This is a genomic window from Deltaproteobacteria bacterium HGW-Deltaproteobacteria-6 (genome assembly GCA_002840435.1).
GTDB lineage: Bacteria > Desulfobacterota > Syntrophia > Syntrophales > Smithellaceae > UBA8904.
Map to the genome: position 1 here is coordinate 20,412 of PHAT01000002.1, position 16,377 is coordinate 36,788.

13 protein-coding genes are annotated in these 16,377 nt (G+C 52.0%); 3 read left to right on the plus strand and 10 right to left on the minus strand.

All coding sequences use genetic code 11. The features are described 5' to 3' along the window. Window positions 1-68 precede the first annotated feature (68 nt). On the plus strand, window positions 69-1,931 hold the full coding sequence (locus CVU71_04450; GenBank protein ID PKN19630.1) for an acyl-CoA dehydrogenase: 1,863 nt from the start codon (window positions 69-71) through the stop codon (window positions 1,929-1,931). 85 nt (window positions 1,932-2,016) lie between these two features. Here the strand turns inward: CVU71_04450 and CVU71_04455 are convergent, their stop codons facing one another. The 6 genes from CVU71_04455 to CVU71_04480 form a co-directional block, all read right to left on the minus strand. Continuing rightward, entirely contained in the window at window positions 2,017-2,373 is a 357-nt protein-coding gene (locus CVU71_04455) for a hypothetical protein (protein ID PKN19631.1), read from the minus strand. A 196-nt stretch (window positions 2,374-2,569) separates the two neighbouring features. Then, window positions 2,570-3,001 carry a hypothetical protein gene (locus CVU71_04460; GenBank protein ID PKN19632.1) on the minus strand — a complete coding sequence of 144 codons (432 nt, stop codon included), beginning with the start codon at window positions 2,999-3,001 and terminating at the stop codon, window positions 2,570-2,572. 26 nt (window positions 3,002-3,027) lie between these two features. Then, on the minus strand, window positions 3,028-3,369 hold the full coding sequence (locus tag CVU71_04465) for a hypothetical protein (protein ID PKN19633.1): 342 nt from the start codon (window positions 3,367-3,369) through the stop codon (window positions 3,028-3,030). A 231-nt stretch (window positions 3,370-3,600) separates the two neighbouring features. Further along, complete coding sequence (locus CVU71_04470) at window positions 3,601-4,956, minus strand: two-component system response regulator GlrR (GenBank protein PKN20072.1); 1,356 nt, start codon at window positions 4,954-4,956, stop codon at window positions 3,601-3,603. A gap of 136 nt (window positions 4,957-5,092) precedes the next feature. Further along, complete coding sequence (locus tag CVU71_04475; protein ID PKN19634.1) at window positions 5,093-5,620, minus strand: hypothetical protein; 528 nt, start codon at window positions 5,618-5,620, stop codon at window positions 5,093-5,095. Continuing rightward, entirely contained in the window at window positions 5,557-7,041 is a 1,485-nt protein-coding gene (locus CVU71_04480; GenBank protein PKN19635.1) for a hypothetical protein, read from the minus strand. Before CVU71_04480 ends, CVU71_04475 begins: the two co-directional genes overlap by 64 nt. Window positions 7,042-7,078: 37 nt before the next feature. Here CVU71_04480 and CVU71_04485 point away from each other — a divergent pair, with 37 nt between their 5' ends. Beyond that, complete coding sequence (locus CVU71_04485; GenBank protein PKN19636.1) at window positions 7,079-7,258, plus strand: hypothetical protein; 180 nt, start codon at window positions 7,079-7,081, stop codon at window positions 7,256-7,258. A 32-nt stretch (window positions 7,259-7,290) separates the two neighbouring features. Here CVU71_04485 and CVU71_04490 read toward each other — a convergent pair whose 3' ends face one another. Genes CVU71_04490 through CVU71_04500 form a run of 3 tightly spaced genes read right to left on the minus strand, consistent with a single transcriptional unit; the run spans window position 7,291 to window position 10,259 of the window. After that, window positions 7,291-7,941, minus strand: a complete 651-nt coding sequence (locus tag CVU71_04490) for a hypothetical protein (GenBank protein ID PKN19637.1) — start codon at window positions 7,939-7,941, stop codon at window positions 7,291-7,293. A gap of 6 nt (window positions 7,942-7,947) precedes the next feature. After that, window positions 7,948-8,835, minus strand: a complete 888-nt coding sequence (locus CVU71_04495; GenBank protein PKN19638.1) for a PhzF family phenazine biosynthesis protein — start codon at window positions 8,833-8,835, stop codon at window positions 7,948-7,950. 2 nt (window positions 8,836-8,837) lie between these two features. After that, window positions 8,838-10,259: an aspartate aminotransferase family protein gene (locus tag CVU71_04500; protein ID PKN19639.1), complete on the minus strand. Its 1,422-nt coding sequence runs from the start codon at window positions 10,257-10,259 to the stop codon at window positions 8,838-8,840. Window positions 10,260-10,368: 109 nt separating this feature from the next. On the opposite strand from CVU71_04500, the gene CVU71_04505 reads away from it, so the two are divergent. Continuing rightward, a complete protein-coding gene (locus CVU71_04505) occupies window positions 10,369-11,748 on the plus strand; it encodes a PLP-dependent aminotransferase family protein (protein ID PKN19640.1) in 1,380 nt (459 codons plus the stop codon). Between the two features lie 19 nt (window positions 11,749-11,767). Here the strand turns inward: CVU71_04505 and CVU71_04510 are convergent, their stop codons facing one another. Then, complete coding sequence (locus CVU71_04510) at window positions 11,768-16,339, minus strand: hypothetical protein (protein PKN19641.1); 4,572 nt, start codon at window positions 16,337-16,339, stop codon at window positions 11,768-11,770. Window positions 16,340-16,377: the final 38 nt, after the last annotated feature.

Consider the following 16,377-nt stretch of genomic DNA (forward strand, 5'->3'; position numbering starts at 1 on the left):
CCATGCAGTGAAAAAAGCAAAAACGCTTATGGTGTGAAAAATATTTTATCCAAAAGGAGTATCAACGTATGAGTAATTTGTTAGTCAATACCAGAGATCAGCAGTTTGTTTTGTTTGAGCAGTTGGGGATTGAAAAGCTGTTTGAATATGACGCGTACAAGGATTTTTCCAAAGATGATTTGACGATGATCCTGAATGAAGCCGAAAAGCTGGCCGTCAATGAACTGGCTCCGGCCTGCAAGGAAGGGGACGAAGAAGGCTGCCACATTAAAGACGGCGTTGTCACCGTTCCCAAATGCTTCCGCGCGCCTTACAAAAAGTTTTGCGAAGGCGGCTGGATCAACCCCATGGATGACGCGGAGGTTGGCGGGCAGGGCGTTCCCGCGGCCATCGGGTTTGCCTGCATTGAATATTTCGGCGCCGCCAATTACGCCTTTGCCATGTATCCGGGGCTCACGCACGGCGCGGCAAGTCTGATTCATGCTTATGGAACCGAGGAGCAGAAAAACAAATACATGTACAGAATGTTTTCCGGTGAATGGACGGGAACCATGTGCCTTACCGAACCGGGCGCGGGCTCGGACGTCGGCGCGCTGAAGACCACCGCTAAGAAGCTGCCGGACGGCAAATACCTGATCACGGGAACCAAGTGCTTTATCTCCGCGGGTGACCACGATCTGACCCCCAACATCATTCATCCCGTTCTGGCCCGTATTGAAGGCGATCCTCCCGGAACCAAGGGAATTTCCATTTTCATCGTTCCCAAAATCACCGTCAACGACGACGGAACGCTTGGCGAATCCAATGACGTCAAGACCGGCGGCATCGAGCACAAGATGGGCATCAAGGGGTCGGCCACCGCAACGCTGAATTTCGGCGAAGACGGAAAGTGTATCGGCGAACTGCTGGGCAACGAGCGCGAAGGCATCAAGATCATGTTCATGATGATGAATGAAGCCCGCCTGGGAACCGGTATGCAGGGACTGGTCCTTTCTTCGGCGGCTCTGGAACATGCCGTGCAGTATGCCAAAGAACGCATTCAGAGTACGGCGATCTGGGACATGAAAAACCCGGAGGCCAAGCCCGTGACCATCATCAATCATCCCGACGTCCGCAGAAAATTGCTCTGGATGAAATCTCACGTCGAAGGGTCCCGCAGCCTCTGTTACTTTACCGCTTTCTGCATCGACATGGCCAAAGTAGCGAAGACGGACGAGGAAAAAGCCAAATGGGAAGGCCTGCTGGATCTGATGACACCGGTTGTCAAAGCCTGGACGACGGACAAGGGGCTTTTGTCCTGCTCACTGGCCATGGACGTTTACGGCGGCTATGGCTACTGTTCGGAATACCCCGTAGAACAGTATCTGCGCGATGAAAAGATCGGCACCATTTACGAAGGAACCAACGGCATTCAGGCGCTGGATCTGGTCGGCCGCAAACTTGGCCAGCGCAAGGGCGCCAATGTCATGAACCTTGCCGCCATGATCCAGAAAACCATCGCGGATGCCAAAAAGAATCCGGAACTGGCCAAATATGCCGCTACCCTGGAAGAGGCATCCAACGCCTGTCTGGAACTGACCATGTTCTTTGCTCAGGCCGGCAAATCCGGTGATTTCCTGCTGCCGATTCTCAATGCCTGCAAGTTCCTGGAGATCTTCGGAGACGTGATCGTCGGCCATCTGCTTCTGGAAGGCGCCGGTGTCGCTTCGGGAAAACTGGCCGCCATTTATGAAGCCAATGGCGCCACGTCCATCGGCAAGCAGAAAGGCTTGCAGCGATCGGACAAAGATGCCGCCTTCTACAGCGGCAGAATCGCTTCGGCGAAATTCTTCACCAACGAAATTCTGACCACGGTCAAAGCCCGCTGCGAAGCCGTTAAGATGGGTGACAAGACCCCGTTGGAAATCACAGACGAGGCATTTGCCTGGTAGACGAAGATTTTTAGATGGATAGAAAAAGGGGCTGCGGTTGATTCCGCGCCCCTTTTTTTTCAGGAACAGTGTTCCTGTGTATCACTCAGCGATGTCTGTTCCGGCGGTGATTTTGGTAATCATCCCTCCATGTCGCCGGCACCTGCCGATAAAAAGAAGGAACCTGCCGATAAGGCGTCCAGTCGGAGTTATATTGCTTTGAACGATACCAGTGTCCGTTTCGGGAGCGCCACCACCAGCCGCGATAGAAAAAGACATCTTCTTCAATATCGGGAGCGGCATAGATATACGTTTCCGGAATAACGACTAATGCCGGCAACGCGGGAAGGACGACAGCCGGGGGAGCGGGAACGCCGATATGAACATTGACCTCTGCCGTTGCCGGTGCGGGAGGGCCAATGATCAATGCCAAAAGCAGTGCCTCGGAATATAATTTTACCATGATGTTTTCGCCTTGCGCGTAATTTATAACTATCAACTGCTATGAGGATTTTCTTCAACCATATAATTGTGCGGCTGGCCTGACCATGCCCGCACGGATGGAATTCCTGCCGATTTTCCATTGGAGTGCGGGCATGGTCCAGGCGAAGATTGGCCCAGTGATGAAGCCAATCTGAAAAGGGGCGCCTTTGGTTTGTTTATCGATAGGCCGATGCAGCGAAACGACCGGGCAGCAGGCGGGCATCGTCAATATGGACGGGAAGAGCCGGAGCATGCGGCCATGTGCGAAATCTGTTTTCGATTGCCTGTTCAATTTCACCGATACGAAACGGTTTGGCAAAACAGACATCGGCGCCCGCGGCGCTGAGTTTCTCAAGCGCTTCCGAAGAACCGCTCATTCCAATGATGTAAAGATCCGGCAATTCGGCTTTGATGAATTTGCAGAGGCCTGTTCCATCCATTCCGGGCATTTCAGAATCGGTAATAACAACGTCATAAACATGCTTCTGCAATAATTCCACCGCCTCTATTCCGTTGAGTGCTTTATCTGTTTCATGGTCCGACAACTCCAGAAAAGAAGCTAAAAGGTTCAGGATGTCCGCGCAATCATCCACTAGTAATATTTTCATGACAACTCTCCTTATGTTTTTTGTTTTCAGTTTGACGGCAGAGAAATGCCGTTATTGGTTTCCACAATAAAATCTCTCTGGTTGGCCGGGGATATTTTAATGAATTTGTAAGGGATCGCCACAGGTTCACGTCCGGTTGCCATTGTACGATACGTTAATATCCAGGTAAAACCTGTAGTTGTGTCCAGAAGATAGGCTTTGTCTTCACCGCCTGCCACGACCTGATATCTGGGCGTCTTTTCCGCCGCGAAAGCTGTATTACTCATGAAGACGACCGCCATCAATATGAAAGCGACCGCGATGAATATTTTATGCCTGCGCCGACGGCCCTTTGATGGATGGTTGCCACCATATTCTTTATTATTCATATGCCATCCTCCTTTTGCTTTGATCCTTGCTGCTGACTAATAAGGCAAGGGATGTGCCAGGAAAGAATTAATAAAGATATGTGTTTGATATTATTGTCTAATATGGTTGTAAAATCATGGAATAGGGCAGGATAGGAATGAAACAAAGTGTATGGATTATCCTACGGAGAAAATCATGACAGCGGCGGAAAGTGCCGCGAATACTGAAATGTCCGGTGAATGGTTTTCCCTTCAGTCCTTACGGTAATCCAACGGATTCAACTGGTATTTCTCCAGCAGGGCATAAAGATCGGCGCGGTACTTACCGGCCAGCTTAGCTGCCTGGCTGATATTGCCTTTGCTGATTTTCATCAGTTCAATAAGATAGTTGCGCTCGAAATCCTGTTTGGATTCCCGAAACGGCCGAAAAGTGGTTTCATCCGCTTTCTGGTTTATGACAACCATATCTTCATTAATCATATCATCTCTGGCCATGGCAACCGCGCATTCAATAACATTTTCCAATTCCCGGACATTACCCGGCCAGGAATGAATGATGATTTTTTGCAGGGCCTGCGGCGTAATATCCTTGATTTGTTTGTTCATCGCCGCGGCGCATTTTGCCAGAAAATGGTCGACCAGAAGCGGGATATCCTCCCGGCGGTCCCTCAAAGGAGGCATTTTAATGGGAATGACATGGATCCGGTAGAAGAGATCCTGGCGGAAGTTGCCTTCCGCCACTTCTTTTTCGATATCTTTATTGGAAGCGGAAACGATGCGGATGTCAACTTTGACTGGTTTCTGAGCGCCCAGCGGGTAAAACTCTTTTTCATCAAGCGCTTTGAGGAGCTTGCCCTGCATGGACAGAGGAATTTCCGATATTTCATCAAGGAAGATCATTCCGCCGTCAGCCTGCAAAAAAAGACCTTTCTTGCCGGAGACGGCGCCGGTGAAGGCCCCTTTTTCAAAACCGAACAGTTCACTTTCCAGCAGCGTTTCCGGAATGGCCGCGCAGTTAAGAGAGACAAAAGGCTTATCCTTCCGGTCGCTCAACTGGTGCAGCGCGCGGGCGATCATTCCTTTTCCGGTTCCGCTCTCGCCGCTGATGAAGATATTGGAATGGGACTGGGCCGCCAGAGCCGCCGTTTCAAAAACCTGTTTCATCACGTCGCTGTGGCCGATGATGCCCTGAATACCATGATCCTTGTGGATCATGCTTCTTAGTCTTTTGACCTCCCGCGAAAGAAAGGATTTCTCAATGCCGTTTTTGATCTGCAGGAGCAGCTCCCGGTAGTCGAAAGGCTTGGTCAGATAGATATAAGCCCCCTGTTTCATGGCTTCCACCGCACTTTCAATCGTCCCGTGAGCGGTCAGGATGATGATGGGGAGATCGCGATCCACCTCCAGGATATTCTTCATGAGGTCAATTCCGGTGCCGCCGGAGAATTTCATATCGAGAATCGCCAGATCGTATTCGTTCTTTAGCGCCAGGGCTTTGGCCGTTGCAATATCCGAAGCGGTTTCCACCTGATACCCTTCGGATTCCAGCCTCATTTTCAACACTTTTAAAATATTCAAGTCATCGTCTGCAATCAGGAGTCTGTTCATCATGGACCTCATTATTTTCCTGTAAACGGCATTGGCAGGAAGGTAATTTCCGCTGTATCACATCCGGTCATCCTTCCTGTTTTCTAAGATAACGGCCGGTGTTCTGTCCGGCAATGCTGTATAAAATTCCCCTTCATCACTCGGGCCTCTGCCCGGGCCGTATGCTGTAGGGAAATGTTTTTTTCCTCTCGTTTAAATTAATATCCACTTCTTTGAGCTGTTCCAACTGCTGTTCGAGCTTTTCGATCTGTCTGCGCTGCGCGTTCACTCTCTTGTCCGCGCCGGCAATATCGGCAATCAGGGCAACAAAGGTGTCGCCGGTCCTCCGGTAGCGGCTTTGCGGATAATCAGCGGCAAGCCGCTGAAAATATTCCAGAGCTTTGGAATAATCCTTTTGCCTGTTTAGCGGCAGCAGATAAATCATTCCCAACTGAAACAAAGCCCGGTCGCCAACCTGCGGATAGCGGCTGAGGATCTGTTCGTATCGGACGGCGGCCGCGCTGAAATTTCCCTGCCCGGTCTCATCTTCAGCCTGTGAAAAATCCGGCCCGGTGACTGCCTTTTCGTAAAGGTGCGTGCACCCGGATACGAGAACCGTCGTTATGATGACAAGGGCAAGGAGAAGGTAAAAGTGCTTCCCCCTCCTATTTTGCTGACTACCCATATGCGACCTCCATGTGTATTGATGATATGCCGGACAATGGCCAATCCCAGTCCGGTGCCCCGGATCGCGCCCCGGCGGTCGTCGACCCGTTTGAATTTTTCAAATACCTGCCGCAACCCGTCTTCGGGAATGCCCATTCCGGTATCGGTTACGGAAATTTCCAGTTCGCCCTTTTCACGATTATGAACAGCGGAAAGGGTAATGGTTCCTCCGGGCGGCGTGTATTTCCAGGCATTGCTCAACAAGTTTTCCAGAACTTCTTCTATTCTCTCGACATCCATCCGCAGTTCAGGAATATCCGGGGGGATGTCCCGGATGATGTTCATTTTCTTGTTCTGCATCAGCGGTGAAAACTTGGCGATGCTTTTTTCGATGACCGGGTAAATCGCTGCGTGCTGAAAAGAAAAATACATATCTCCGGCTTCCATGCGGGAGAAGTCAAGTATCCGGTTAACGGACGATATCAGCCTTTCGCATTCCTCCTTGATCACGTTGAATAATTCTTCCTGCTTTTCAGGAAATCTGGCAAAGACGCCCTGCTGGAGCATCAGCGACGCTTCCTTGATAACGGTTAAAGGCGTTCGCAGTTCATGGGACAAATGACTGATGTAATCAATCTTGATCTGATCCAGTTCCTTTAACCGTTCGGACATGACGTTAAACGCATTTGCCAATTCCCGGATTTCGGGCGGAGAGGATATTTCCACAGCCTCACCGAATTTTCCGGAGGCAATATCTCTTGTTCTTTCTCTCAGGAGCCTGATCGGCAAATTGATCTTTCGCGCATTAATATAGGTGATGATGAGGACCAGAAAAATAACAATGCTGATCGAAATGATATTGATGCCGAGAATCCGCGTCGCTATTTCCCGGGACTCCTGCAATTTTCTGTCACGGTCGCCCGTGGAACGAATCAGGAGATTGCGCAACAGCCGATCGACTGGCCTGGTAATTTCTTCCCTCATCTTTTTATAATGCCGGCGTTTTTCGGTTTGCAGCTGAGCGCCTGCGGGCGGTTTCCGTTCTTTCAGCAGGGCGTCGAACCGGATCAGAAATTTTTCAACGTCGCCAAGCAGGTTTCTTTTTTCCCGGGTGTCGGCCAAACCGGATAACTGAGTCACATCCTGATGGAAATCATTTTTGATCTGGCTGAATTGCCGGCGGTAGTCGGGATCTCCGGATATCAGATATTTGTCATCGGCGGCGGTCATCCGGTAGAGATCATCCAGCGCGACTTCAACAATTTTTATCATGCGCGAATCATGCTGGATGGCTGATTCAATGAGGTTGTTGAGGTTATGCAGATAAATGATCGTATAGATGCTGATCATGCCGACAAGCAGGATAATCAGAATATTGCTGATAATCAATCTGTTGAAAATAGTCAGTTTCAGTATCCGGGCCTCCCGATGCAAAATCACTTAAAAGTATAATCATCTTTAAGCCCGAAAGCAAATTTTGAAAGGCCCGCAACAGCCGGAACAGGAACTGCATCCCCGGCACCGGCATTCCTGTCAGCCGTTGCAGTCTCTCTTTCCGGTCAGGGAATGTCAATATTTCCGGTATGATGCCGCAGCAGTTGTTTGGAAAACGGCAAGAATGGAAAAAGCCCGCTTCATCCCTTTTATTTCTGAATAGCTCCTCGATGCCAGTGGAGATGAATATGCCGCTCAACAAAGTTTCATCATCAGGCGCGCGATGCCGAAGTCGCCGTAGGTTGTCTCGAATTCAGGATCGCGTTTTTCATCCACATAGCGGAAACCGGCTTTTTCATAGGCCCGGCGCGCGGGGGTGTTATTGATCAGCACGCTGATCTGTGCGGTTTGGCAGCCTTGCGTCCTGCCCTTTGCCAGGATTTCCTGAAGGAGCAGATTCATCATGCCCTGTCTTCTGGCTTCCGGCATGGCTGCCACGCTCTCCACAATCCAGACGCCTGAAACTTCGGTGGACATGCAGCTCACAAAAGGCGCCAGACGCCGGAAAGCTTCTTTGAGGTTGGCTTTGGTCCAGCCGATTTCACCGCAAGCCTCCGGAAGAATCTGAACAAAGTATTTCATGCCGTGAAATTCCGGGTTATATCCGCTTAACCCGGCGACGGCTTTCCCGTCTTTTTCAGCGATCATAAAGACATCATGGTGAAAGAGATGGGGCGTTTTTGTCACAGCGATTTTCTGCAGGAAAGACAGGCAGTCCTTCTCATCCCTTTTAACGAAATGGTCCCAGAGGCCATAAGGCCTGTGAGAGCGCGAAGCCGTCAGCATGACCCGGGCCAGAAACGGTGCATCATCCGCTTGTGCATTGCGAATCGTTACGTTCATCATTCCTCCTTATGTAAGAATATATTTCCCATCAATCCGGCAGACGCTTTGACCGCCGATTTGCAGCCGGTCACCTGCTTTCTTCAGGATAACAATATTCGGATTTTCGCGGGACATCCCCTGTTCAATTTTCAGTGTTGCTTCACGCCAGTGATCTCTTGAGGCCAGTAGATACCCGAGTGCCGCATTACCGGAGCCGGTTGCCGGGTCTTCCAGATAACCGAACAGGGGAGGGAAGACCCGCGTCCGGACGTCGGAATCTTTAAAGGTTGTATCGAAAGTATGGAGGGTGATGACGTCTATCTCATAATCTGAGCAGAACCGGCGAAGCGTTTCATAATCCGGCCGGCAATCGACGCAATCGGATAGTGTCTTCAATCCCACCAGCAGAGTATTCAGCCCAGCATTGACGGAGGCAATCGGGCATGACAGGTCCAGCGCCCCTTCGTTCAGGTTCAGTGCTTTGACCACGTCTGCCGCCGGGGGCTTAACTTCAAAAAACTGCGGAAGGGGCGCATGGATGAAAACGAGATTCTGATCGGAAATCCGATTCTCCACATCCAGCACACCAGCGGGAGTCTCGATTTTGACCGTTCCGGCATGGTTTGCCTTCTCTCCTCGTTTTAAAAGATCATACATGATGGCCACCGTGGCGTGCCCGCAAAAATTGACTTCCCGCTCCCGGGAAAAATATCTCAGCTCATAGTCCCAGTCTGTTGCCGGTGATGGCCACACATAGCCCACCTCTGAAACCAAATCTCCCAGTTCGCGGGCAATACGCTGCATGTCATTTGCGCTGATGTCACCGGGCGAAGTAAGCAAGACGCATCCGGCGGGATTTCCCGGTGATGCCCCTGTTGTAAACGCATCCAATTTTCTGAATGAACAGGATTTCATTATTATTCTCCTTCTGCTGCGGCGCCGGGTGTTTTACCCGAAGCAACGGACCGGGCTTCAATAAATGCTGCAATCGAGCATTCCACATCGGATGCCGTTGTTGCCCATGAACAGACACTGATGCGGATAACCGGTTCCCCTTTCCAGGTGGACCCGCCGCACCAGCACGTTCCGGATGACTGAATCGCCTCCAACGTCAACCGGGTCAGCTCCGGTGTGGCGCAGGCCACCAGCACCTGATTGAACACAACGTCATTGAGAATCCGAAATCCCTCCGCCCGCAAACCCTCCGCAAATTGTTGCGCCCTTTGACACAAGCCTTCTACCAGAGCATCAATGCCTTCTCGTCCCAGGGCCTTCAGCGTTGCCCACAGATCGACGGCGCGCGCCCTGCGGGACATTTCCGGCGTGTAAAGCATGCCGTCGCGATGTGCGCTGTAGGTAATGTAAGAGCCGGTTGCCTGCATGGCTTGCGCCAGCGCCTCACGGCTGCGGCACAGTACAATGCCGCAGTCATATGGCGCGTTCAAAGTCTTGTGGGCATCAACGGACCAGGAATCGGCTTTTTCCATGCCTGCTGTAAGATGAGCACGGGTTTGGCAAGCCGCCGCCCATAAACCGAATGCCCCATCCACATGAACCCAGGCGCGGGCTTGCTCTGCGGCACTGCACAAAGGTTCAAAAGGATCGAACGCTCCGGAGTTCACATTACCGGCTTGCAGAATCAACAGGGTATTTTGATCTAGCGCGGGAACCTTTTCCGGAATCATGCGTCCCTGACCGTCCGCCGGAACAAGAATGACCCGGTCCCTGCCCAGACCGATAAACGAAAGGGCCTTGAAGACCGAGGCGTGGGCCTGCTCACCGGCAATGACGCGTATTTCCGGCGCGCCGAAAAGGCCTTTGCCGGCCACATCCCATCCCATCCGTGTGAGAAGGTCATTTCGTGCGGCAACCAGTGCACACAGGAGCGCTGTGGATGTGCCGCTGACCAATCCCGCCGCCGTGTTTTGAGGAAGGCCGAGCAGGTCGGAAATCCAGATTTCACAAAGAGATTCCAGTTCGGACGCTACAGGGGACATGATATAGAGTCCCGCATTCTGGTCCCAGACATCGGAAAGCCATTTTGACGCCAGCGCTGCGGGAATTGCACCGCCGCATACAAAACCGAAGTAGCGTCCTCCGGTCTGGGCGACCGTGGCCGGGGAGCCTGTTGTGTGGAGCATATTCAAGATGTCAGCCGGAGGCGCCGGTTTTGCGGGCATCGGTTCCTTGAAAAGGTTGAGCGACTGCAAGGCCTGCCTGGTCGGAAAAACATTTCTGCCCGGAACCTTATCCATATAGTCGCAGGCATAACGCCTTGCCTGTTCGAACAGCGTTTTGTCTTCCATCTGAGTTTTTAATTGTTCCTGAAGTGTCTCCATAGGTGTTGCTCCATAATAAATTGTGTGGTATGTGTTACAATACAACCGATGATTGTATGCAGTCAATATTATTATTGTATGCATGACAATATTTTCAGGAGGACGGAGTATGTGGAAGCCGGCTCTGACGGATATCAGTCAGCCGAAATACAGCGCGATTGTCGATCGGCTGGAACAGGACGTCCGCAGCGGACTTTTGCGGCCGGGCGATCAACTGCCCACCCACCGGGATCTGGCGGATTTGATCGGGGTCAATGTTAGCACTGTCACGCGGGCATACAAAGAAGCGGAACGCAGAAGGCTCATCGCGGCAACCGTCGGCCGGGGGACTTTTGTTGCTGCGGATGCGTGCGCCGCTCTTGATCTGGTGCGTCCGGAGGGCATGCATCCGGAGTTGATTGAAATGGGGCTGGTTCTGCCTCTTTACGGCAAAGATGAGAATCTGGCGGAAATCGTCAAACGGCTGAGCCGTAACCGCCGCCTGGAAGATTATATGAAATATACAGACCCGGCGGGACTTCCGGAGCATCGGGCGGCGGGCGCCGACTGGGTGAAGCGATACGGCCTGAAGGCCGGGCCCGAGCGGATTGCGGTGACCGCCGGCGCGCAGCATGCGCTGGCCTGCAGTCTGCTTTCCTGCTTTCGGCCGGGAGACCGCATTGCGGTGGATGTCCTGACCTATCCGGGGTTTAAAACACTGGCCGGGATGCTGGGCATGAGGCTTACGGCCATTCCCGCGGACAGGCAGGGCATGATTCCGGAGGCGCTGGATGCCGCCTGCCGCCGTGATGAGATCAAGGGGATTTATCTGATGCCCGGAGTTCACAACCCCACGGTCATTCACATTCCTAAAAAACGTCGCGAACAACTGGCCGATATGATCCTGCGTCACCGGTTGCTGCTGTTGGAAGATGATGTTTACGAGCATACCTGTTTTGTGAAGACGAAGGCCATTTCAGCGCTGGTGCCGGATAACAGCATCTTTGTCGCCGGGCTGTCCAAAATTCTGCATGCGGGTCTGCGTTCCGCATACGCTGTCGCCGGTAAAAAGTATCGCGACTTGCTGACCAAAGCGATTCTGAATACACTCTGGATGGCCCCGACGCTCAATGCCGCGATCATTGCGGAATGCATCAATTCCGGCGCGATGGAAAAAACCATATCCGCCAAGGTGGCGGAGTCCGTCCGCCGCAATAAACTGGCTTCTGAGAAGCTGTCCGGAATCCAGTACGCAGGGTTGCCCGCCGGATACTTCATCTGGCTTCAACTGCCCAAACGCTGGTCGGGGATTGATTTTGAAAACCGGTGCCGCGGGCTGGGAGTGAACATTTTCAGCGCGGAAAAATTTGCCGTCGGCGGCACGCCTCCGCCCTCTGCAGTGCGGATTTCCCTTTCCGGGCCGGATACACAGGCCCAATTGGTAAAAGGCCTGGATGTTGTATCGAAACTGCTTCATGAACCTTACAATCCCGCTCCCCCGATTTTCTGAATTTTTAAACAGGAACGGGTCAGCGGAATTTTTGCAGGGCGGAGAGAAAATCCTGCTTCTTAATCGGTTTGGTCAGATGTCCGTTGCATCCGGCATCAATGCTCTTCTGCTCATCCTCCTGTAAGGCATGAGCGGTCAGGGCAACAATGACGGTCGGTTGAAGTTGATGGTCCTTCTCCCAACTTCTGATATGCCTTGTCGCCGTATATCCATCCATCACCGGCATCTGGACGTCCATAAAAATGATGTCGTACTGCCTGCCCTCAAGGATTTTATCCACCGCCTCCCGGCCGTTTACCGCCATATCCAAAGTATGCGGCAGCTTTTTGAGGTATGCCTGGATGAGAAGACGATTGTCTTCGTTGTCTTCAACCAGCAGGATATTGAGCGGATGTTCCGCACCGCCACTTGCCGGGGATAAAACCGATGGCTTTTCATTTGCCGTATCTGCCACAGCCGCTTTCCTGTATGCTTTCAGGCGGACTGTAAAATAGAAAGTACTGCCCAATCCTTCCGTGCTTTCGACCCAGATTTTTCCTTCCATGAGAGTGATCAGTTGCCGGCAGATAGCCAGGCCAAGGCCGGTGCCCCCGAACTTACGCGATATGGTAGAGTCTGCCTGGATAAATTTGTCAAATACATGTTCAACCATGCCCGGAGGAATGCCTATACCGGTATCTTTGACGGAAAAACAAAGACAGATGGCATCCGGCATCTGTGCGGCAGGATCGGTCGTCTGGTTTTCCATTCTTCCGACCATAATTTGGATACTTCCGGCAGCCGTAAATTTAAGCGCATTGCCGATGAGATTAAACAAAATTTGTCTGAGTCTCATCGGGTCTCCCACCAGTTCGTCATCAATATCCCTGCCCACCAGCCAGGAAAGTCCTATTTCTTTTTCTGCAGCTCTGAAGGTCATTGTATCAACAATGCTCTTCAGCAAATCACGGAGGGAAAAGGCCATTGATTCGAGAGAAATCTGTCCGGCTTCCAGTTTTGAAAAATCCAGAATGTCGTTAATGATACGCAGCAGGCCTTCTCCCGCGCGCCGGAACACATTGACATATTTCGCCTGATCTTCCGAAAGCGGACTGTCCAGCAGAAGATCAGCCATGCCGATAATGGCGTTCATGGGCGTGCGGATCTCATGGCTCATGCTTGCCAGAAAGTCGGATTTGGCAGCATTAGCCAGCTGAGCCTGGGTTGCCATTTCCCTGGCAAAGAGTGTCTGCTTTTCCAGCGCAATATTCATCTGGCGCAGCGCTTCCTGCGCGGCTTCTTTTTCCTTCTCAACCTGCTTTTGCGCCGTAATATCGCGGTGAGTACCCATGAATCTCAATGGCTTGCCGTCTTCGGTGCGCGCCGTACATGTGCCGCGAGCCCAGAACCAGCGCCACTGGCCGTCTTTTACCTTGATGAGGTACTGAAATTCAAAATATTTACTCCGGCCTTCCAGATAGGCCGCCAGGGCTTCATCGAAAACCTGAGCGCTTTTGCGGTGGACATGATCGGAAAACCACTGGAAATTGAAACTGTCGTCGCCCTCGGTAAACCCCATCGATCTCAGCAGGCTGGCGCTGAATTGCAGATCATTGTTCGTGATGTTCCATGTCCAGAAGCCCTCATCCGTGGCTTCCATCATCAGGTTGATTCGTTCTTCGCGGTCTTTAAGCGCTTCCAGGGCTGCCGCCCGTTCCTCTTCCGCCCGCTTCTGAACGGTAACGTCGCGGCTGACGCCGATCACGCCGATCAGAATTCCGTCCGGTCCCCAATAGGGTGTTTTGAGTGTATCGATCAGCTTTTTTTGCCCGTCGGGATAAGTAATCCATTCCTCGTTTTGCCGCGCCTGATGTGACTCCAGCATTTGCCGGTCGTATTCCCGGAAAGAGTCCGCAACGTCTTTATCGAAGAGGTCGTAGTCTGTTTTGCCGACGATTTCATCCCTGGACCGCCCGATAAACTCGCTAAAGGGCGGATTGCAGCCCATGTAAACGCCATGGATATCTTTGAAGAAGATGATATCGGGAATGGAATCGAGCAGTGAATTGATCAATCCGATCTGCCGTCTGATTTCTTCTTCCGCCTTTTTGCGTTCGGTGACGTCTTCCTTAACACAGATAAAACGGGTGATCTTTCCCTTTTCATCGGTCATGGGTGATATCGAGGCGTGCTCCCAGTATAGTTCACCATTCTTTTTCTTATTATGAAATTCACCCTTCCAAGTTTTTCCAGAAGTGATTGTTTTCCAGAGTTGCTGATACGCTTCCGGAGACATCTCGCCGGATTTTAAAATACGGGGATTTTGTCCTATGACCTCTGCGTAATTGTAACCGGTGATTTCTATAAACTTGGGATTGACGTAAGTTATATTGCCCTGAGGATCGGTGATGACAACTGCTGCGGGACTTGCTTCCGTGGCAAGCGACAGGTTCCGCAGGGAATCTTCAATCATCCTGCGTTCCGTGATATCGACAAAGGTAACCACCGCGCCGGATACTTTGCCATCCATTATCTGGGGATGAGACCAGTACTCCACGGGGAAGCTGCTGCCGTCGGCTCTCCAGAGGACTTCGTCGTCAACATGTACCTGCCTGCCTTCACGGAAGGCCTGATATATTTTGCATTCTTCAACGGGCATCGGATTGCCATTGGCATATGAATGGTGAATCAGCCGGTGCATTTTTTGGCCCAGCAGTTGTCCAATGTCGCTATAGCCAAGCATCCTGATGCAGGATGGATTGGCAAAGGTACAGTCGCCGGCAAGATCAATGCCGTATATCGCCTCTGCGGTTGAGTTGAGCAGGAGACGAACCTGCTCTTCACTTTTCTTCAAAGCTTTTTCCGCAGCTCTGCGCTCGGTAACTTCCGATGTCAACTGGCGGTTCACGTTGGAAAGTTGTTCGGTTCGTTCGATCACCTTTTCTTCAAGAGACCTGGCCATTTCCTGAATCTCTTCGTTTTTTCGTTTGATCACGGCAGTATGTCCGGTCAGGCCGAGCATCAGAATTTGTAAGAGAACGGCCAGCGCAAGTCCCACCGCCCCGGTGGCCCAAATCATCCAGGGCCGGTGCTGCTGCTGATAACCTTTAGTGACGTAAACCGATAATTCCCACTCACGATCACCCATGTACAGTGTCGTTTTCCAGTTGGCTGCCCGGTCAGGCTGGTTTCCGCCGTCTCCTTGAGGATCAGAATGGTAGAGCCGGTGCTGTTCATCGGGTCCATGGGTATCGATCAATTGAAACATCAGCCCGGGGGGCATATGTTTGCGGGTTGCAATATTGATCATTTCATCGACTTTGACCACGGCCACGGCAAAACCCAGCAGTCGGTCTTTTCTGTGATCAGCTGCCTTTGTAGGTACGGTGACGGGTAAAAGCTCAAGGATACCGATGTGTTTTTTCTGCTCCTGTACCAACTGGATGGGCGACGTTACAGCCATGCTTTGCGAGGTTCTGGCGCGCCGAATGGCATCACGGCGAATCGGTTCGGAATGGATATCGTAACCGACAGCCGGTTCATTTTTAGCCAGAGGCACAATGTAGCGAACCGCCACGTATTCGGGGCGCACCCCGGCGCGAACCAGGTGTCCTCTTCTGTCCCGTTCGGTAATCTGAAACGGTCCCAGGGGAGAAAGGCGGCTCATCATCTGTTCGTAGGATGATCGTTTGTCATGGGTGATCAAATCGTTGAAGCAGAGCGCGAAAATATCGGAATTGTCCTGGAGGGTGACGGAGGTAAACTGCTCGAACTGACTGAAAGTGAAATCCGGTATGGCCTCGATAAAGTGCTGCAGGGATGCGAGTACCTCGCGTTGAGCAATTAAACGGTCCGTGATGCTCCGGGCAATGGCTTCGCCATCATTATGAATATGGTTATCCCGGTCCTGTTTTTCCCAACGGGCGGTACCGTAAAAAGCCAATGCCACCAGTCCCAAGATAAGCAGCATGGGCAGGACGATGCGCCGCCGCCTTTCGCGCCACAGCTCATCCGATCTGTTGAAGAAACACAAAGTGAGCGGGGCGAAAATGATGATGCCCAGAACATCACCCACGTACCAGTTCCACCACGTGAAGAAAAATTCAGCGCTCTCAATGACGCCACTGGCATACAGGCCGGTTACCGCGATGGAGGGCGAAAGGATGCCGGCCAGCATCCCGCCAAAGGATAAAAACAAAAAGGCATCCCGTCCGTTTGCCAGATCACGCCAGGCCGGTCCCAGAAAGCGGTTCACGAGCCAGCATCCGGTCCATGACTGGGCCGTGGCGCCGGTGGCGATCAGAACCGCCACGGCCGTTGCAGATAGATTGAGTGTGCCATTTAAAAAGGTGGGCAACATATTGACGAGGATGGCGCCCAGCCAGATACCGGAAAATGCCCGGCGCCCAAACCAGAGCCCGCAAGCCAGCGCCAGGCCTGCAGCCGGGAATACAGGGCTGGCGTAACCAGATACCGTGCCAAGCGTAAGTCCTATAGCACCCAGCAGGGCGTAAGCCAAAGCAGTATATATTACCACACGCGTGGTTGAAGGGGAATTGGGTGTCGCGATGTTTTGAGCGGTCTGGCTCACAAGCCCCGGCTCCTTCTGCAATGTTAACTGATGATCAACAATTCTTACGAATTAGAAAT